Annotated in this window: 16 protein-coding genes and 1 tRNA gene; 4 read left to right on the top strand and 13 right to left on the bottom strand. The window is 73.4% G+C overall.

Annotation, left to right across the window (positions count from 1 at the left end; all coding sequences use genetic code 11):
- Positions 1–232: 232 nt before the first annotated feature.
- Both ACIBPC_RS02725 and ACIBPC_RS02720 read left to right on the top strand, forming a co-directional pair.
- Positions 233–580, top strand: a complete 348-nt coding sequence (locus ACIBPC_RS02725) for a VOC family protein (RefSeq protein ID WP_398840779.1) — start codon at positions 233–235, stop codon at positions 578–580.
- Complete coding sequence (locus tag ACIBPC_RS02720; RefSeq protein ID WP_398840777.1) at positions 577–1,089, top strand: hypothetical protein; 513 nt, start codon at positions 577–579, stop codon at positions 1,087–1,089. The genes ACIBPC_RS02725 and ACIBPC_RS02720 overlap by 4 nt, the downstream gene beginning before the upstream one ends.
- Here ACIBPC_RS02720 and ACIBPC_RS02715 read toward each other — a convergent pair.
- Positions 1,081–2,583, bottom strand: coding sequence for an ATP-binding protein (locus tag ACIBPC_RS02715; protein WP_398840776.1), 1,503 nt, complete (start codon positions 2,581–2,583; stop codon positions 1,081–1,083). The two genes, ACIBPC_RS02720 and ACIBPC_RS02715, sit on opposite strands and share 9 nt — an antisense overlap.
- Complete coding sequence (locus ACIBPC_RS02710) at positions 2,576–3,244, bottom strand: response regulator transcription factor (RefSeq protein ID WP_398840774.1); 669 nt, start codon at positions 3,242–3,244, stop codon at positions 2,576–2,578. Before ACIBPC_RS02710 ends, ACIBPC_RS02715 begins: the two co-directional genes overlap by 8 nt.
- 121 nt (positions 3,245–3,365) lie before the next feature.
- On the opposite strand from ACIBPC_RS02710, the gene ACIBPC_RS02705 reads away from it, so the two are divergent.
- Complete coding sequence (locus tag ACIBPC_RS02705; protein WP_398840772.1) at positions 3,366–4,148, top strand: PepSY domain-containing protein; 783 nt, start codon at positions 3,366–3,368, stop codon at positions 4,146–4,148.
- Positions 4,149–4,223: 75 nt separating this feature from the next.
- Positions 4,224–4,673 carry a GNAT family N-acetyltransferase gene (locus tag ACIBPC_RS02700; RefSeq protein WP_398840770.1) on the top strand — a complete coding sequence of 150 codons (450 nt, stop codon included), beginning with the start codon at positions 4,224–4,226 and terminating at the stop codon, positions 4,671–4,673.
- A 13-nt stretch (positions 4,674–4,686) separates the two neighbouring features.
- On the opposite strand, the gene ACIBPC_RS02695 is transcribed toward ACIBPC_RS02700, so the two are convergent.
- The 11 genes from ACIBPC_RS02695 to ACIBPC_RS02645 all read right to left on the bottom strand — a co-directional run bounded on the left by ACIBPC_RS02695 (position 4,687) and on the right by ACIBPC_RS02645 (position 18,089).
- Entirely contained in the window at positions 4,687–5,532 is an 846-nt protein-coding gene (locus ACIBPC_RS02695; protein ID WP_362955592.1) for a DegV family protein, read from the bottom strand.
- Between the two features lie 53 nt (positions 5,533–5,585).
- Positions 5,586–6,203 carry a hypothetical protein gene (locus ACIBPC_RS02690; RefSeq protein WP_362955589.1) on the bottom strand — a complete coding sequence of 206 codons (618 nt, stop codon included), beginning with the start codon at positions 6,201–6,203 and terminating at the stop codon, positions 5,586–5,588.
- A gap of 106 nt (positions 6,204–6,309) precedes the next feature.
- Positions 6,310–9,147 (bottom strand): leucine--tRNA ligase, encoded by a 2,838-nt coding sequence (gene leuS / locus ACIBPC_RS02685; protein WP_398840768.1) that lies wholly within the window; start codon positions 9,145–9,147, stop codon positions 6,310–6,312.
- Between the two features lie 188 nt (positions 9,148–9,335).
- Positions 9,336–9,671 carry a hypothetical protein gene (locus ACIBPC_RS02680; protein WP_362955583.1) on the bottom strand — a complete coding sequence of 112 codons (336 nt, stop codon included), beginning with the start codon at positions 9,669–9,671 and terminating at the stop codon, positions 9,336–9,338.
- A complete protein-coding gene (locus ACIBPC_RS02675) occupies positions 9,668–14,140 on the bottom strand; it encodes an RHS repeat-associated core domain-containing protein (RefSeq protein WP_398840765.1) in 4,473 nt (1,490 codons plus the stop codon). Before ACIBPC_RS02675 ends, ACIBPC_RS02680 begins: the two co-directional genes overlap by 4 nt.
- Before the next feature lie 95 nt (positions 14,141–14,235).
- Entirely contained in the window at positions 14,236–14,823 is a 588-nt protein-coding gene (locus ACIBPC_RS02670) for a GNAT family protein (protein WP_362955577.1), read from the bottom strand.
- Positions 14,824–14,843: 20 nt separating this feature from the next.
- On the bottom strand, positions 14,844–16,523 hold the full coding sequence (locus tag ACIBPC_RS02665; protein WP_398840763.1) for an ABC-F family ATP-binding cassette domain-containing protein: 1,680 nt from the start codon (positions 16,521–16,523) through the stop codon (positions 14,844–14,846).
- An 86-nt stretch (positions 16,524–16,609) separates the two neighbouring features.
- On the bottom strand, positions 16,610–16,942 hold the full coding sequence (locus ACIBPC_RS02660; RefSeq protein WP_362955572.1) for a hypothetical protein: 333 nt from the start codon (positions 16,940–16,942) through the stop codon (positions 16,610–16,612).
- 199 nt (positions 16,943–17,141) lie between these two features.
- Positions 17,142–17,558, bottom strand: a complete 417-nt coding sequence (locus ACIBPC_RS02655) for a hypothetical protein (RefSeq protein WP_362955569.1) — start codon at positions 17,556–17,558, stop codon at positions 17,142–17,144.
- Between the two features lie 127 nt (positions 17,559–17,685).
- A tRNA-Ala gene (locus ACIBPC_RS02650) sits at positions 17,686–17,758 on the bottom strand.
- Between the two features lie 97 nt (positions 17,759–17,855).
- Positions 17,856–18,089 carry a hypothetical protein gene (locus ACIBPC_RS02645; RefSeq protein WP_362955566.1) on the bottom strand — a complete coding sequence of 78 codons (234 nt, stop codon included), beginning with the start codon at positions 18,087–18,089 and terminating at the stop codon, positions 17,856–17,858.
- Between the last annotated feature and the right edge of the window lie 39 nt (positions 18,090–18,128).

The raw sequence follows: 18,128 nt of genomic DNA, 5'->3' as shown, positions 1-18,128 counted from the left end.
CCCAGACGGTGTCACGGTGGGTGAGGACGGCGGGCGATCCGCCCCGGCCGCTCCCCGGCCACCGCGCCGCAGGTGAACGCCACCCTCACCCCCTTGCTACCACCCGGACGGCCCCAACGCCAAAGCCCTCACCTCCACGGAACGTGACACCTGCCCCCGGCCTGGCCGAGGAGGGCCCCGGGCCGCTGACTAGGGTGGCGGCAGTGATCCGCATCTCACAGGGGAGGCTTCCATGCCGGTCCGCCGCGTCGTGCCCAACATCCGCTCCGAGGCCGCCGGGGAGAGCCGGGAGTTCTACGGCCTGCTCGGCTTCGAGGAGGTGATGAACCACGGCTGGATCATGACCCTCGCCTCCCCCACCGTCCCGGCGGCGCAGGTGAGCGTGATGAGCCACGACCAGACGGCCCCCGTCACCCCCGACATGAGCGTCGAGGTGGACGACGTGGACGCCGTCTACGAGGCGGTCGTCGCGAGCGGCGCGGAGATCGTGCACCCCCTCCAGGACGAGGACTGGGGCGTCCGCCGCTTCTTCACCCGCGACCCGTCCGGCCGCGTGGTCAACGTCCTCTCCCACCGGTGACGAGCCCCGCGCGGCGCCCGCTGCTGTTCCTCGACGTGGACGGGCCGCTGATCCCGTTCGGCGCGACGCCCGCGCGGCACCCGGCACCAGCAGGGGCGGGAAACCCCCTGCTGAACCGGCTCGCCCCCCACCACGGCCCCCGGCTCGCCGCCCTCGCGTGCGAGCCGGTGTGGGCGACCACCTGGGGCGACGACGCGAACGACTGCCTCGCCCCCCTCCTCGGCCTGCCGCCGCTGCCCGTCGTCCCATGGCCCGAGCCGTCGGACCTCGACGCGCTGGACACGTGGAACGGGCTGCACTGGAAGACCCGGGCGCTCGTCACCTGGGCGGCGGGACGACCGTTCGCCTGGGCCGACGACGAACTCACCGCCGCCGACCGCACCTGGGTCACCACGCACCACCCGGCCCCCGCCCTCCTCCACCGCGTCGACCCACGCCACGGCCTGACCGGCGACGACTACGCGACGCTCGGCGCGTGGCTGCGGCAGCAGGCCCCGGAACTACCCTGACGCAAGGGGCAGGCGGAGCGTGAAGAGGGCGCCGCCCTCGGGGGCCGTGGTGACGGTGAGGGTGCCGCCGTGGCGTGCGGCCACGTCGCGGGCGATCGCCAGGCCCAGGCCCGCGCCGCCCTCGTCGCGGCTACGGGCGTCGTCCAGGCGCACGAAGCGCTCGAAGATCCGCTCGCGGTCCGCCTCCGGCACACCCGCCCCGTCGTCCGCGACCTCGACCACCGCCGCCCCGTCGCGCCGCAGCACCGCGACGCGGACCGCGCCCGCCGCGTGCCGCTGCGCGTTGTCCAGCAGGTTTCCCAGCACACGGGCCAGTTGGGTCCGCGAGCCCGTGACGACCGGGTCCCCGCCGTCGCCGGTGACGCGCACCGGGTGCCGGTCGCCCACGCGCTGCGCCACCTCGTCCGCGACGAGCGTCCCCAGCCGCACGGGCTTCCCGGCGGGTCGCTCCCCCGCGTCGAGGCGGGCGAGGAGCAGCAGGTCGGCGGCGAGCGCCTGGAGCCGTACGGTGTCCTGCACGGCGCCGGGGACGTCCAGCAGCTCCGGGTGCGCCTGGCCCACTTCGAGCTGGGTGCGCAGCGACGCGATGGGGCTGCGCAGCTCGTGGGAGGCGTCGGCGACGAAGCGCCGCTGCCGTTCCACCGAGGACTCCAGGGCGGCCAGGGTCTCGTTGGTGGTCGTGGCGAGGCGGCCGATCTCGTCGCGCGTGGCCGGCTGCGGGACGCGGCGGCTGAGGTCGCCCGAGTGCGTGATGGCGTCCATCTCGCGGCGGATGCCCTCGACCGGGCGGAACGCGCGGCGGGTCAGCAGCCAGGTGGCGCCCGCAACGACGAGCAGGACGAACGGGAGGCCCGTGACGAGGGAGTCGCGCACGCTGTCCACCGCCACCTGCTCCAGGCCGAGGGGTGCGCCCGCCCAGACGACGACGTCGGTGCCGCGCGGGGTGGTCAGGTCGAGGGCGGCGAAGCGGTAGTCGCGGGACTCGCCGTCGATGACGGCGCTGCCGCTGCCGGACCTGATGTCGTCGGCGACCTCGCCGGGGGCGAGGGCCGTGCCGCCGCCGCCCTGGTCGTCGGCGCCGTCGTCGTCACCGCTGTCGTCGCCGCTGTCGTCGCCGTCGTCGTCACCGTCACCGTCGTCGTCCGGCGGCGCCGTCGCGGGCACGTCACGCGCGGGAGCGGCCGGCGCCCGCGCCACCACCTCCCCGGTGCCGGTCCCCGAGATCGCCTCCAGGTCCTCCGTCGCGGCGAGCAGCGCGCCGCTGTCCCGGTCCACGACCTGCACCGGCACGTCGATCCCCAGGTCGAGGTCGGCGATCTCGGTGTCCGTGACGAGGCGGCCCGCGACGTCCCTGGCCGTGACCTCCGCCTGGAGGCCGACCTGCTGCCCCACGTTGTCCCGCAGCGCGCTCAGCATGAACAGGCCCGCCGCCAGCAGCGCCAGCGCCACGACGACGGTGGCGCCCACGGCCGTGCGCGCCCGGACGCTACCCACCGGTCGCCGCCAGCCGGTAACCGGCGCCGCGCACCGTCGTGATCAGCCCGGGGCCGAGCTTGCGCCGCAGCACGCTGACGTAGACCTCCACGATGTTGGGGTCGCCGTCGTACGCGAAGTCCCAGCCGTGTTCCAGGATCTCCGCCTTGGAGACGACCTCGCCCGCCCGGCTCGCCAGATACTCCAGCACGGTGAACTCCTTCGCGGTCAACGTCACTTCGACCCCCTCCCGGGTCACGCGGCGGGTGGCGCGGTCCACGGTGAGCCCGCCGACGCGCAGCTCGGGCGACGCGCCGCGCCCGCCGCGCCTGCGCAGCAGGGCCCGGACGCGGGCGACGAGGACGACGTACGAGAACGGCTTCGTCAGGTAGTCGTCCGCGCCGGTGTCGAGGCCCTCGGCCTCGTCGTACTCGCCGTCCTTCGCCGTGAGCATCAGGATCGGCGTCTCGTCACCGGCCGCGCGCAGGGCCGCACAGACACGGTAACCGTTCATGCCGGGCAGCATGATGTCGAGGATGACCAGGTCGTAGCTGTTCTCCGTCGCCAGGTGCAGGCCGTCCGTCCCGGTGTGCACGACATCGACGGCGAAGCCCTCGGCCGTGAGCCCTCTGGCGAGGGACAGGGCGAGGCGCCGTTCGTCCTCCACGATCAGCACGCGCATGGACCCAGCTTGGCAAAGGACACCTGAAGAGATCTTCAGGTGCCTTCAGGTCCGCTTCAGCGTCGGTCGGCCACAGTTCTTCCATCGGCACCGAGAGCCGGGACGAAACGGGAGGACTGTCATGAAGCGGAACACCATCATCGCTGTCGCCGCCGCGGGCGCCGTGATCGCGGGCGGTGGCCTCGCGGGAGCCGCGCTGGCCACCGGGGACGACGGCGGTGAGGTCAGGACGACGGCCTCGAACGGGTCACTGTCCGCCCTGAACGCGGGCGCCGACGACACGGCGGACGACTCGCGGGACGACAGCCGGGACGACACCGGGGGCACCGACACCGCCGACGACGGCGGCCGGGCCGCGCCGGCCGGTGACGCCTCCGCCGCCGAACGGGCCGTCGCCACCGCGCTCGCCGAGCACGCGGGCGCCGTCACCGACGTCGAGCTGGACCGCGACCGCGACCGGGTGCTCGGCTGGGAGATCGACATCTACGGCGACGACGGCGAGTGGTACCGCGTCCGCGTCGCCGAGGACGGCGGCGAGGTCCTCGGCAGCGGGACCGGCACGGACGACGACGGCGACGACGACGGGGACGACGACAGCGACGACCTGGACGAGGCCCGCGCGCTCGCCGAGGACGGCGCGACCGACGCCGCCACCGCCATCCGCCTCGCCCAGGAGGAGACCTCCGGCACGCTGCGCGAGGCCTCCCTCGACGACGGCGCCTGGGAGCTGGAGCTGCGCGCCGAGGACGGGACCGAACACGAGGTGCGCGTGGACCTCGCCACCGGCGACGTGACCGCGCGCGCCGACGACGACGGGGACGACTCCGACGACTCCGACGACTCCGACGACTCCGACGACAGCGACGACGCCGACGACCAGGACGACGACGGCGACGACGACTGACCCGCACACCACCTCCACACAGGCCGTGGGCCGGGACCCCTCCCGCCCCACGGCCCTCCGCCGTACCATCCCGCCATGCTCGTCGAACAGCGCACCCCCGACGACCCCGACCTCGCCGCCCTCCTCGCCGACGCGTTCGCCGAACTGGTCCGCCGCTACGGCGCCCAGGGCCGCACGCCGCTGCACCCCGAGGCCGTCTGCCTCGTCGCCGTCCGCGACGGCCACGCCGTCGCCTGCGGCGCCGTCCAGCCCACGGGCGTCCCCGGCACGGCCGAGATCAAGCGGATGTACGTCGCCCCCGCCGCCCGGCGCGGCGGCCTGGCCCGCGTCCTGCTCAGGGAGCTGGAACGCCACGCCCGCGCCGCCGGCCACACCCGGCTGCTCCTCGCCACCGGCGTCGAGAACGACGCGGCGGGCGCGCTCTACACCGCCGAGGGCTACGCGCCGACCGCGTCGTTCGGGAAGTACGTCTCCGAGCCGTTCGCCCGCTGCTTCGCCAAGGACCTGGGCGCCCCGCCCGCCTGAGTGCCCCCCGGCCTCACCGCGGTGAGACGACCGCCCCCAGCAGCCCGGGACCCGTGTGTGCGCCCAGCACCGCGCCCACCTCGCTGACGTGCAGTTCCGCCACGTCCGGCAGCCGCCGCGCCAGCCGTTCCGCGAGCTGCGCCGCCCGTTCCTCCGCCGCCAGGTGGTGCACCGCGACGTCGACCGGCCCGTTCCCCGCGTGCTCGACGGCCAGTTCCTCAAGCCGCGCGATGGCCCGCGAAGCCGTCCGCACCTTCTCCCGCAACTCGATGCGCCCGCCCTTGAGTTCGAGCAGCGGCTTCACCGCGAGCGCCGAGCCGAGCAGCGCCTGCGCCGCGCCGATCCGGCCGCCGCGCCGCAGGTGCTCCAGCGTGTCCACGTAGAAGTACGCGCCCGCCGAACCGGCCCGTTTCCGCGCCGACGCCGCCGCCTCCTCCGGCGAGCCGCCCGCCGCGACGACCTCGGCCGCCGCCAGCACGCAGAAGCCGAGCGCCATCGCGATCAGCCCGGTGTCCACCACCGTGACGGGAACGGGCGCCCGCCGCGCCGCGATCAGCGCCGCGTCGTGCGTGCCGGAGATCTCCGACGACAGGTGCACCGAGACGATCTCCTCGGCCCCCGCCTCCGCCGCCTCCCGGTAGGCCGCCGCGAACACCTCGGGCCCGGGCCGCGACGTCGTCACCGCCTGCCGCCGCTCCAGCGCGTCCGTCAGCCGCCGCGCCGTCTCCCCGGTGCCGTCCTCCAGCGCCTCGCCGCCGAGGACGACGGCGAGCGGCACGACCGTGATGCCGTGCCTGGCGGCCTGCGCGCGCGGCAGGTAGGCCGTGGAATCCGTGACGATGGCGACTGAACGGGACATGAACCGGAGGGTACCCGGCGCCGCCCGCCCCACCCCATCCGATCCGCCGCCCGTCACCTCGGCCGGCGTTTGCGCAGCCGCCCCGGCAGCTCGGCGCGGGCCTCGCCGGGATCGACCTGCGGCGGCGGCTCACCGGCGGGGGCCCAGTGCCGCAGGGCCTCCGCCTCCATGCCGATGCGCTCGTGCAGTGCGTCGGCGTCGAGCCCCTCGTGCCGCCGGGCGCGGTCCTGCGCGGCGAAGCGCAGGGCGTCGGCGGAGTGGCGTACGCGCGTGACGCGGTCGCGCAGTTCCGGCAGCCGGGCGGCGATCCGTGTGCGGTCGGGCTCGGCTTCGGTCAGCGCCGTCAGCTCGGCGTCGAGTTGCCGCCCGTGGTCCTCCAGCTGCCCGAAGAGCGCGAGCGCCTCGCCGAGCGCCGGGTCGTCCACCGCGCCGCCCTGGAGCGTGACGCGGGTGCTCTCCAGCGAGGCACGCAACTCCTTGCGTACGCGCGCCGCTTCGCCGACCACGCCCGGCTGCACGGAGCGCGCCGTCAGCTTGACGTCGGACACCGTGCGGCGCACCTCGCGCCGCGCCGTGTCCACTCCGCGCCGCACCGCGCGCGCACCGCGCACGACGAGCAGCACGAACACCAGGAACGTCAGCGCCAGTACCCCGGCGATGGCGATCTCCATGTCCGGCCCACCTCACATCCGCCGTCCGCCGTCTCCGGCCGTGCTCTCCCAAGAGTAGGGCCGCACGGCCGGAACGCGGCGGGACGATCCGGACGATCAGCGCCGATCAGGCGGGAACGATGTTGACCAGCTTCGGCGCGCGCACGATCACCTTGCGCACCTCGGCCCCGCCGAGCGCCGCGACGACCGCCGGGGCGGCCAGCGCCTGCGCCTCCAGCTCGGCGTCCGTGATCGCGGGCGGCACCTCCAGGCGCGCCCTGATCTTGCCGCGCACCTGGACGACGCACGTCACCGTCTCGTCCACCAGGTACGCCGGGTCCGCCACCGGGAAGTCGGCGGTGGTGACGCTGCCCTCGTGGCCGAGGCGCCGCCACAGCTCCTCCGCGATGTGCGGGGCGAGCGGCGCGACCAGCAGGACCAGCGCCTCTGCGGTCGCGCGCGGGACGGACGGCAGCTTCGTGACGTGGTTGTTCAGCTCGGTGATCTTGGCGATCGCCGTGTTGAACCGCAGCGCCGCCAGGTCCTGCCGCACGCCGTCCACGGCCTTGTGCGTGGCGCGCAGCGTGGCGTCGTCGGGGGCGGTGTCAACGACCGTCACCTCGCCCGTCACCTCGTCCAGCACGTTCCGCCACAGGCGCTGGAGCAGCCGGTACTGGCCGACGACCGCGCGGGTCTCCCACGGCCTGGACATGTCCAGCGGGCCCATGGCCATCTCGTACAGGCGCAGGGTGTCGGCGCCGTAGGAGGCGAACACCTCGTCGGGCGAGACGACGTTCTTCAGCGACTTGCCGATCTTGCCCAGCTCGCGGCTGACCGGCTCGTCCTGCCACGTCCAGGTGCCGTCCGCGCCCTCGGCGACCTCGGCGGCGGGCACGGGGAAGCCGCGCGCGTCGCGGTAGACGTACGCCTGGATCATGCCCTGGTTGTACAGCTTGTGGTACGGCTCGGCCGAGGACACGTGGCCCAGGTCGAACAGCACCTTCTGCCAGAACCTGGCGTACAGCAGGTGCAGCACGGCGTGCTCGGAGCCGCCGACGTACAGGTCCACGCCGCCGGTGGACGCGCCCTCGCGCGGGCCCATCCAGTACCGCTCGATCTCGGGGTCCACGAGCGTCCGGTCGTTGCGCGGGTCCAGGTAGCGCAGGTGGTACCAGCACGAACCGGCCCAGTTCGGCATGGTGTTGGTCTCGCGGCGGTACTTCCGCGGCCCGTCACCCAGGTCGAGGGTGACATGGGTCCACGCCTCGTTGCGCGACAGGGGCGTCTCCGGCCGGGTGTCGGCGTCGTCGGGGTCGAACGTGCGCGGCGAGTAGTCGTCCACCTCCGGCAGTTCCAGCGGCAGCATCGACTCGGGCAGCGCGTGCGCGACGCCGTCCTCGTCGTACACGATGGGGAACGGCTCGCCCCAGTACCGCTGGCGGCTGAACAGCCAGTCCCGCAGCCGGTAGTTGATCGTCCCCTCCCCCAGCCCCGACGCGGCCAGCCACTCCGTCATCCGCGCCTTCGCGTCGGCGACGGACAGGCCGTCCAGCGTGACGCCCTCGCCCGCCGAGTTGACGATCTCCGCGTCCGAGGAGGCGTACGCGTCGTCCCACTCCGCCGGGTCGGTGCCGCGCCCGTCGTCGGGGCGCACGACGCAGCGCATCGGCAGGTCGAAGGCGCGCGCGAACGCGAAGTCGCGGGTGTCGTGCGCCGGGACGGCCATGATCGCGCCGGTGCCGTAGCCCAGCAGCACGTAGTCGGCGACGAAGACGGGGATGTGCTCGCCGTTGGCGGGGTTGACGGCGTAGGCGCCGGTGAAGACACCGGTCTTCTCGCGCGCGTCGGCCTGCCGCTCGACGTCCGACTTCCCGGCGGCCTGCTTGCGGTAGGCGGCCACGGCGCCGGCCGGGGTCGCGTGCCCGCCGGTCCACGCCTGCCGCGTGCCCTCCGGCCAGGCGGCCGGGACGACCGCGTCCACCAGCGGGTGCTCCGGCGCGAGCACCATGTAGGTGGCGCCGAACAGGGTGTCCTGCCGGGTGGTGAAGACGGTGACGGCGTCGTCGCCGACGCGGAAGTCGATCCGCGCGCCGTGCGAGCGGCCGATCCAGTTGCGCTGCTGGAGCTTGATGGCCTCGGGCCAGTCCACCGTGTCCAGGTCGTCGATCAGCCGGTCCGCGTAGGCGGTGATCCGCATGTTCCACTGCCGCAGGCGGGACTTGAAGACCGGGAAGTTGCCGCGCTCGGAGCGCCCGTCGGCGGTGACCTCCTCGTTGGCCAGGACCGTGCCCAGCCCCGGGCACCAGTTCACGGGCGCGTCGGACGCGTACGCCAGGCGGTGCCCGCCCAGCACGTCCTCGCGCTCGGCGGCGCTCAGCGCGTCCCAGGGGCGCCCGTCCGGCGTCGCGCGCTGGCCGGAGGCGAACTGCTCCACCAGCTCGGCGATCGGCCGCGCCCGCCCGGCGTCGGCGTCGTACCAGGAGTGGAAGATCTGCAGGAAGATCCACTGCGTCCAGCGGTAGTACTCGGGCTCGATCGTGGCGAACGAGCGGCGCTGGTCGTAGCCCAAGCCCAGGCGGCGCAGCTGCGTGCGGTACGTCGCGATGTTCGCCTCGGTGGAGACGCGCGGGTGCGTGCCGGTCTGGACGGCGTACTGCTCGGCGGGCAGGCCGAAGGCGTCGAAGCCCAGGGTGTGGAGGACGTTGTACCCGGTCATGCGGCGGTATCGGGCGTACACGTCCGTCGCGATGTACCCCAGCGGGTGGCCGACGTGCAGCCCGGCGCCCGAGGGGTACGGGAACATGTCCATGATGAACTGCTTGGGGCGCGCCGCCACCTCCGCGTCGCCCGCCAGCCCGCCCGACGGGTTGGGCGCCTCGTACGTGCCGTTCGCCTCCCAGTAGTCCTGCCAGCGCGCTTCGATCTCACCGGCCAGGGCGGCGTCGTACTTGTGTGTCTCGCTCATCGTCTTCGAAGCTCCATCGGTCGTCACTGCCACGCCATGAAAAAACCCCTCGCGCAGGAGGGGTCCGCCGTGCTGACGTCGCTCACCGTTCGTCGTTCGTCAGCACGGCCGCGTAAGCAGGAGGCGTGCGGCACGCATGGCGCCAGGGTACCGCACGGCCCCGCCACGCCCACCGGCGAAAACCGACGTCACCGCCCCCCGGCGGCGTCCTCACGCAGGAAGTCCTCCAGGGTCCCCAGCAGCGTACGGACGGCCGCGCGCTCCTCGTCCTCCCCCCGCGCCGCCCGCGGGTCCCAGCGGGCGGGGTCGCCGGGGAAGGCGAGGCGGAGCACGAGCCCGTCCCAGCCGAGGTTTCCCCCCGTCCCCAGCCGGGCCACGAGGAACGCACGGTAACGCCCCATGGACTCCCCGCCACCGCCTGCCGCGAACCCGTGCAGGAAGGCGACATGGGTGGCGTACGCCCCGTCCACCCCGAACATTCCCGGCCGCCGCGCCAGGTGCGGCACGACCTCGTCAAGTCTCAATCGAGTGGCCTCCAGTGCAGGATGTCCAGGTAGTCCGGACTCCACAATGCGTTGTACTCGTCGCGTGACAGACCGTGCCTGCCGGTGAAGCCATCGTAGACGCGGTCCTGGTGGACGAGGACGTCATGGTGGAACCACCCCGGCTCGGCCCCCCGGTAGGGCCCCATCGCGAAGTTCTCCGCCAGGGGATGCGGGATTGCGTTGCTGATGCGGTAGCGGGTACCGCCGCCGAGATGCTGCTGGATGGCGACGGCGACGTCCTCGCAGCCGTTCCAGTTCGCCGGGTTGTTGATGTCCAGCGGCACCCAGTCGTCACCGAGGTCGCCGCAACCCGGCGTCAGGCCCAGCGGGTCCGCCCACGTGTGCGGATTGGACACGTAGGACATCGGGTTGGGCGACGGGCCGAGCCCCAGGGGGTCGGGGGACGAGTAGCGGCCGGCCACCGGGTCGTAGTAGCGGTGGAGGTTGTAGTGGAGGCCGCTTTCCCGGTCGAAGTACTGGCCGGGGAAACGCAGGGGGGTGTACGCGGTGGCGCCCCGCCGCCAGGAGGTGACGCCCCACAGCGTCGAGCGCGCCTGCCACGCCACTTCCCCCGCCGCGCCCACCAGTTCCGTGGGCGTGCCGACGGCGTCGGTCACCACGGCGAAGAACCGCGCGTCGATCTCCCGTTGCGTGGTCTCCTCCGTGACCCGCTCGACCTGCGCCACGGGCTGGAGCCCCTGGTGCTCCCAGGTCAGGGACACCTGGTGGCCGCCGCTACCGCCGTGCGTCACGGTCTCCTCCACGAGGAGGTGCCCGTCCCAGGCGAACAGGACCGTCTCCGCGACGGCATCCGCGGGACCCGCCAGGCGCTCCTTGGCGACGCGGCGGCCGAACGGGTCGTACGCGTACCGCCAGACCGTCCCGTCCGGCGTGACCAGGCGGGACAGCCGGTCCACACCGTCCCACTCGTAGCGCCACACGTCGGTGCCGCCCGACAGCTTCTTCTTCCGGCACACGACGCTGCGCCCGGCCGGGTCCGTCTCGTAGCGGACCGACCCGGCGCTCTCCAGCCGCGTCCCGGTGTAGGCGCGCCCGCCGCGCCCCCCGGCGCCGGGTGCGCCGGGTGCGCCGGACGGCCAGTCGGCGCGCACCTGGTCGCCCGTCGGGCCGTACGCGTACGTCTCGGTCCACGCCCCTGCGCTGACGCCCGTGACCCGCCCCACGGCGTCGAGCGCGTAGGACGTCTCCCGCCCGGCGTCGCGGACCGAGGTGAGGAAGCCGTCCGCCCGGTAGGTGAACCCCCGGCCGAGGGCGCCGTTGTCCAGCGCCTGCGCGACCAGCCGACCGGCGGGGTCCCACTCCTGCGCCAGCGCGAACGCGTCACCGACCCGCCGGACGACCTCGTGACCGGCGGCGTCGTGCTCCGAGGCCACAGTCCGCCCGGCCGAGGTGAGGGAGGTCCTGCGGCCGGCGTCGTCGTACCCGTAGGAGGAGGTGTTCCCCGCCGGGGTGGTGCGGCCGGTGCGCCGCCCCGCCGCGTCGTACGTGAACGCGACGGTCCGGCCGTTCGTCGTCTCCGCCAGCACCCTGCCGGCCGCGTCCCGGCGGATCTCGACCCGGCAGCCGTCGCCCTCCGCGGCGACGAGCCTGCCGACCCGGTCGTAGCCGTACGTCTCCTCGCGCCCGTCCGTGGTCCGCGCCGTCCGGCGGCCGAGCCGGTCGTACGTGTAACGGACGTGCTGTCCGGCGGCGTTGACGCGCTCGACCGTCCGGCCGACAGCGTCGTGCGCGTACACGGTGCGGCGGCCGTCGAAGTCCGTCTCCTCACGCAGGCGCCCGGCGGCGTCGTAGCGATACGTCCACGTGAGTCCGGTCGGGCCGGTGACTTCCGTGAGCCGGAGCGAGGCGTCGTAGGCGAACCGGTGCACCGCGCCGTCCGCGTCCTTCTGCTCGACGAGGGTGTCGAAGTGGGAGTAGGCGAACTCCCGTGCCCGGCCCGTCGCGTCGACGTGCCGGACGCAGTTGCCCTCACCGTCGTAGGCCCAGCGTTCCTCGGCGCCGTCCGCGAACACGCAGCGGGTGATGCGGCCTTCCGGCGACCACCACAGGCGGGTGACGCCGCCGAGCGGATCGGTGATCCGCTCGACACGGCCGAACGCGTCGTGGGCGCGGCGGGACGTGTTGCCCAGCGGGTCGGTGACCTCGGTGACCCGGCCGGCGGCGTCGCAGCGCACGCGGGTCGTGGCACCGAGCGGGTCGGTGACGGCCGCGAGCCCGCCGGTGGCGCCGAACGCGAAGCGGGTGACGGCGCCCGTAGGGTCGGTGATCGCCGTGCAGTTGCCGCGCTCGTCGTACTCGCGTGTCCACGCGGTGCCGTCCGGCAGGACGACCCGTACGACCTGGTCCAGTTCGTCGTGGGTGTAGACGGTGGTGCCGCCGTCCGGGTGCTCCACGCTGCTCGGTCTGCCGCGGTCGTCCCGTGTGATGCGTGTGGTGTTGCCCAGCGGGTCGGTCTGGACCACGGGTTCGTGGCGGGCGTCGAACTCCGTGCGGGAGACGTTCCCCAGGGGGTCGATCTGGGCGATGACGTCGGTCCGTGCGTCCACGACGTAGCGCGACACTGCGCCCGCGGCGCTGGTCAGCGTGGTGACGCGCGCACCGGGCCACGCCGGGTCGGTGCCGTCGTACGTGAGGGTGTGCGCGAAGTGCCCTGCCTCGCCGCCCTGGGCGACGCAGCGGTGCACGTCGTCGTACCGGTAGGTGTATCCGTGGCCGTTGCTGTCGGTCCAGCCGGTGACGTCGTGGTTGGTGTCGCAGGTGAAGGCCAGCGTGTGCCCGGCGGAGTCGGTGACCTCGGCCAGGTCGCCGTCCACGTAGCCGTAGCGCTTGACCTGCGTCGTCCGGCCGGCGGCGTCTTCGAGGGCGAGGGACGTGACGCGGCTTCCGTCGGTCGTGACGCGGACCAGCTGACCGCCCGAGTGCCGCAGGGCGGTGGGGGCGAGCCATTCGTCGTACTCGAAGTCGATGGTGTTGCCGTTGCGGTCGGCGATCCGCAGCAGCGGGGCGAGCCCGGCGCCGGTGGGCGGCGCGTAGTGGTGGGTGCGGCCGGTCAGGGGGTCGCGCACCGTGTAACCGCCGTCCGGGAGGCAGTCGAGCGGCCGGTGGGGGCCCGCGCCTCCGTCGGGGAGCACCGGTCCGTCGACGGGATGCGGGTAGGGCAGCAGCATGCCGTCCTCGGTGACGAGGACGATGCCTTCGGCGTTGATCTCCAGGCGCTGGTCGAAGGTCGAGGACCACGCGGGGCCGAACCAGAACCCCGCGCCGTAGCCGGACTCGACACGGCGGGTGACGGTGAGCGGGAGCGTTCCCGGGAGGGTGAGGTCGGTCTGGGCGAGGAACATGCGGCCGGTGGCCATGTCCACGGGGTCGGTGCCGCCCCTGCAAATGCCGTCTCGGGGGCGGTCGTACGTCCCGGCGGGGGCATCGTCGAGGGACCGCCTGCCGCGTCCCGCGATGCGCCGGATACCGCCGGCCATGCCGCGCAGGCCGGTGCGGGCGGCGGCGAGCCCACCTCTCAAACCTCGGGCGAGCCCACCCAGTGTCGTGAGCCCCTTCATCCCCGGGATGCAGTCCAGCGCCGCGAACGCGACATCGAGGAGGCCTGCTTCGCCTCTGGAGTACTTGACCAGCGTGTCCGCCAGCACCACCAGCGCCGCCGCCAACACCACCCACGCCAGCGGGCCGCCGATGATCATCACCACCACCCCGAGGACGGCGACGATCACCTTGCACACGTCAACTATCGTGTCCCAGTTCTCCGTGACCCAATGAACCGCCTTCTGCCACCACTTACGGTTCTGGATCCCCGCGTCCGAGGCCTCGTCGATGTCACGCGCCGCCTCCCGCGCAGCCTCCTCACGCATCTCCCTGGCCTGCCGCGCCAACTCCCGCGCCGCATCCAAAGAGTCCTGCGCCGTATCCACCCGGGCCTGCGCAGACTCCCGCGCCTGATCAGCCGCCTGCCGATCCCGCGTCGCCGCACGCACCTCGCTCTCCTCCGGCGCAGGCGCACCCGCCCGCTCCCCCTCCCGCTGAAGCCGCTCCGCCTCCTCACCAGCCCGCGACACCCACCCCTGCGCATCCCCCAACGCACCCTGCGCCGACGCCAGATCAGCCTGCGCCGCGATCGCCCGGTCCAGCGCGCGGTCAGCCTGCCCCTGCGCCGCCTGCAACTTCGGCCAGTACGTCCCCAACGCCTGCGCACACAGATCGTAGGAATCCCGCAGCTTCTCCAGATTCCCCGGCACACCATCGAACTCGGACCGGAACGCCTCCGCCGACAGGCCCGCCCAGTCCTGCACCGCACGATCCGACGCAAGCCCCCGGACCTTCCCCAGCGCCTCGGCCACATCATCGGAGAACGCCTGCAACTCATCCGCCAGCAGCCGCACCTCCTCCGGATCACCCGGCGTCGGATCAGAATCCATCCCCACCGGAGACCAATCAGATGCCCGTCCCACGTCAGCCTCCTGATCGCCCCGCCCTGGCGTTCCCTACCGCCTCGGAAGACGAGCGTCGCCAATCACGCGGTTCCAGGCCCGGCGGCCGGAACGGGCCTGGCGCGCGCCGCCCGCCAGGCCGGGGCCAGGACCGACCAGATCTCCATGTCGTGCCGCTCGCCGTGCCGCAGGTAGCTCTCCCGCAGCACACCGTCCCGCGTCATCCCGAGCCGCCGCGCGACGGCGATGCTCGGCCCGTTCGACGCCATCACCCACCACTCCACGCGGTGCACGCCCCGCTCCTCCACCGCCCAGTCGATCAGCACGCGCGCCGCCCGCGTCACCAGCCCCCGCCCGACCGCCGCCTCCTCCAGCCAGCAGCCCGCCTCGGCCGTGCCCTGCGCGGTGTCCATCGTCCGCAGCAGGACGCCGCCGACGAGCGTCCCGTCCGCCCAGATGCCGTCCAGCCGCCCGGCGTCGGCGGCGGCCTTCTCGGCGTACGACAGCAGGTACGCGCGGGCGGACTCCAGGTCGGTGACGATGTCGGGCAGGCCGTTGCGCCGCCCGACGAAGTCCCGCGCGCGGTCCATGTGCGCCAGGAACTCCCCGGCCCGCCACGGCTCCAGCGGGCGCAGCTCGGCCCCGTCGTCCCCCAGCGGTGTCGCGTACATCGGTCGGCCTCCCGTGCCGGTCAGCGGCGGGCGTCCACCGCGCGGTCGTCCCATACGGGCTCGGTCGTCTCGACCAGCGAGCCGTTCTCGCGCAGGAAGAGGAAGCGGTTGAACGAGCGGGCGAACCAGCGGTCGTGCGTGACGGCCACGATCGTCCCCTCGAACAGCCCGAGCGCGTCCTCCAGCGCCTCCGCCGAGTCGAGGTCGAGGTTGTCGGTCGGCTCGTCCAGCAACAACAGGGTGGCGCCCGACAGTTCGAGCAGCAGGATGCGGAACCGCGCCCGCTGCCCGCCCGACAGGCTCCCGACGCGCTGCTCGGCCGACTTCGCGAGGCCGTACCTGTCGAGGGCGCGCGACGCCTCCTCGCGCGCCATCCCCCGGCGCGGGCCCTCGCCCCGGTGCAGCACGTCGAGCAGCGTCCGGCCCTCCATGCCGGCGGCCGCCGCCGACGACTGCCGGAACCACCCCGGCCGCACGCGCGCCCCCAGCCGCGCCGCACCGGTGGCCGCGACCGGGTCGGGCAGGTCGTCGCCGACCGGCAGGTGCTCGGTGTCCGGGTCGGTGCCGCCGAGCGCGAGCAGCCGCAACAGGTGCGACTTCCCGGACCCGTTGGGGCCGGTGACCACCACCCGGTCCCCGAAGTGCACCTCCAGGTCGAACGGTTCGACGAGGCCCGGCAGCGCGAGCCGCTCGCAGACGACGCTGCGCTTCCCCGTACGGCCGCCGTGCAGCCGCATCCCGAGCCGCTGCTTCACCGGCACGGCCTCGGGCGGCCCCGCCTCCTCGAAACGCCGCAGCCGGGTCTGGGCGGCCTGGTAGCGGGACGCCATGCCGTCGTTGAACTTCGCCTTCTGCCCCAGGGTGACGACAAGTTGGCGGATCTTGGCGTGCTCCTCGTCCCAGCGGCGCCGCAGTTCCTCCAGGCGGCTGATCCGCTCGGCGCGGCCGTCGGCGTACGTGGCGAAGCCGCCGCCGTGCACCCACAGCCCGGCACCGGCCGGGCCGGGTTCGAGCGTCGCGATGCGGGTGGCGGTGCGGGCGAGCAGCTCGCGGTCGTGGCTGACGAGCAGCACGGCCTTCGGCGACTCCCCGAGGCGCTCCTCCAGCCACCGCTTGCCGGGAACGTCGAGCGCGTTGTCCGGCTCGTCGAGCATCAGGACCTCGCTCGGGCCGCGCAACAGGGCCTCCAGCGCGAGCCGTTTGCGCTCACCGCCCGACAGCGACGCGACCTCGCGCCACCTCGCCCGCTCCCACGACAGGCCGAGCGCGGCCTGGCAGCACACGTCCCAGAGGACCTCGGCCTCGTACCCCTGCGCGTCGCCCCAGTCGGACAGGGCCTGGGCGTAGGCGAGCTGGACGGGCTCGGCGTCCGACTCCATCATGGCCAGCTCGGCGGCGTCGAGCACCCTGGCCGCGTCGCGGACAGCGGGGGGCGCGAGGCTCAGCAGCAGGTCGCGGACGAGCGCGCAGCCGGCCCCGACGTCCTGCGGCATCACACCGAGCGCACCGGACCGCGTGACGGCCCCCTCGTGCGGGGCGACCTCACCGGCGACGATACGCAGCAGCGTGGTCTTGCCCGCCCCGTTCGGCCCGACAAGCGCCGTGCGCTGCCCCTCACCGACACGCAGCGAGACATCCGACAACAACGGCCGCCCATCGGCCAGCGCGTAACTCACACCGGCAACATCAATATGCCCCACACACAACAGTCTGCCCGCCCCCACACCTCCCCGCCCACCGCTTTACCCGGTCGGACCCGCACACGACTCGGCACCGGCCCACCGGGTCAGCCCTCGACGCTCCAGAACGACGCATGGCTGACAGCCTCGTCACCCAGCCCTGCCTCCGCCAGGAACTCCGCCAGCAGCGCTTCGTGTCCGGCCGCGGAGACGGTCGTCAGGACATATCCAGGCGTCGGCATGTACGGATGTGCCCGGGCGAGCACGACCACGGCGCCGGACCGCAGCCTGAAGGAGTAGGTGAGCCAGAGACCCAGATCATCGGTGACACGGTCGGCCGGTGCCACGGTCAGACGACCGAGCCGGACATCGTCCACGAGAACGTCCGCCACGAACTCCTGTCTGAGACCGGTGACTTGCGCCCCGTCGATCCTGTCCACCCACCTGCCTCCACGGCACAGACCGGGCCCCGCTGCTCGCATCAGACCCGGGTGACACTGTTCATGCCCGCAGGCACATGACGTGTGGATACAGATCCCCCGCGATCGGGGACACAGGCTTACGTCCGGATGAACTCGCCGTTTTCTGTGGCCGCGGCGCCGGGAAGGGTCCCCGCCCGGCGCGGGGACCCCCTGTGGGTCATGACCAGGCCGTGCAGGAGTTCAGGAAAGTGTCGCCCTCGTAGCGTGCGACCTGTACCGCGATCGCCTCGAAGGTGCCGTAGAAGCCCATGTCCACCGTGCCGGAGGCGCTCGTGCCGGAGCCGGCCGTGTTCCTTCGCCAGTCGGAGTGGAGGTTCGTCCCGTCGGCGAGGCCGATCACCATCCGTACGCGGACGTGGTGGCCGTCGGCCGAGGTGTCGTTGACGTTCGTCCGCGCGCTGGCGTAGTAGTCCGGGTAGCCGGCCTCGCCCATGCGCTCGACGTCCGCCGTGATGCTGCCGGACGCCCCGGTGGTGCTGCAGAACCGGTAGTAGTCGGCCGCGTGCGCGGGCGATGCCGCGAGCGCGGTGAACAGGCCGGTCGCCACGGCCGCGGTCAGTGTTCGTTTCCTCATGGTGCGGCACGCTAGGACCGGGCGGGGCGCGCACGTGAACCCTTGGAGGATCTTCGAAATGTCCCGCGGGCAGGAACTCGGCGCACGAAAGAGGCCGCCTCCCTCGCGGGAGGCGGCCTCTGACCTGTGGAGCTATGGAGAATTGAACTCCAGACCTCTTGCATGCCATGCAAGCGCTCTACCAACTGAGCTATAGCCCCTTGTCCTGCTCCGCTCCGGGTCTCCCCCTCGCGGTGATCCCTACTTTACACACTCCCCGGGGGCTGATGCCAAATCCGTGGAGGAGGGGGGCGGGGGTCAGACGCTGGCGAAGGAGTAGAAGCGTTTCAGCGCGCAGTGCTCGTCCAGCAGGCGGCCGTAGATCGGTTCGCCCTCCAGCTCGCGGTAGACCTCGATCGGGTCGCCCTTGATGATCAGCGCGCGGGCGCATTCCACGCACCAGTACTGGTAGGACGTGTTGACCGGCTGGAGATCGCGGACGATGGGCGTGCCCGTCCCGCACCAGTCGCACTTCCTGCTGTGTGCACCCAAGAGCGCTCAGCTCCACCCTCTGTCGTGGGCCGTGCTCAC

Origin of the sequence: Streptomyces sp. NPDC049879, assembly GCF_044461265.1 — a bacterium.
Lineage (GTDB): Bacteria > Actinomycetota > Actinomycetes > Streptomycetales > Streptomycetaceae > Streptomyces.
Note: the sequence above shows the minus strand (reverse complement) of the source record. Positions and strands in the feature narration are given on the sequence as shown.

Coding starts and splice junctions, on each gene's coding strand:
- ACIBPC_RS02690 (WP_362955589.1), bottom strand. CDS start 6,203: ATGGAGATCGCCATCGCCGGGGTACTGGCGCTGACGTTCCTGGTGTTC.
- ACIBPC_RS02655 (WP_362955569.1), bottom strand. CDS start 17,558: ATGAGGAAACGAACACTGACCGCGGCCGTGGCGACCGGCCTGTTCACC.
- ACIBPC_RS02670 (WP_362955577.1), bottom strand. CDS start 14,823: ATGTACGCGACACCGCTGGGGGACGACGGGGCCGAGCTGCGCCCGCTG.
- ACIBPC_RS02725 (WP_398840779.1), top strand. CDS start 233: ATGCCGGTCCGCCGCGTCGTGCCCAACATCCGCTCCGAGGCCGCCGGG.
- ACIBPC_RS02700 (WP_398840770.1), top strand. CDS start 4,224: ATGCTCGTCGAACAGCGCACCCCCGACGACCCCGACCTCGCCGCCCTC.
- ACIBPC_RS02710 (WP_398840774.1), bottom strand. CDS start 3,244: ATGCGCGTGCTGATCGTGGAGGACGAACGGCGCCTCGCCCTGTCCCTC.
- ACIBPC_RS02695 (WP_362955592.1), bottom strand. CDS start 5,532: ATGTCCCGTTCAGTCGCCATCGTCACGGATTCCACGGCCTACCTGCCG.
- leuS (WP_398840768.1), bottom strand. CDS start 9,147: ATGAGCGAGACACACAAGTACGACGCCGCCCTGGCCGGTGAGATCGAA.
- ACIBPC_RS02705 (WP_398840772.1), top strand. CDS start 3,366: ATGAAGCGGAACACCATCATCGCTGTCGCCGCCGCGGGCGCCGTGATC.
- ACIBPC_RS02675 (WP_398840765.1), bottom strand. CDS start 14,140: ATGGATTCTGATCCGACGCCGGGTGATCCGGAGGAGGTGCGGCTGCTG.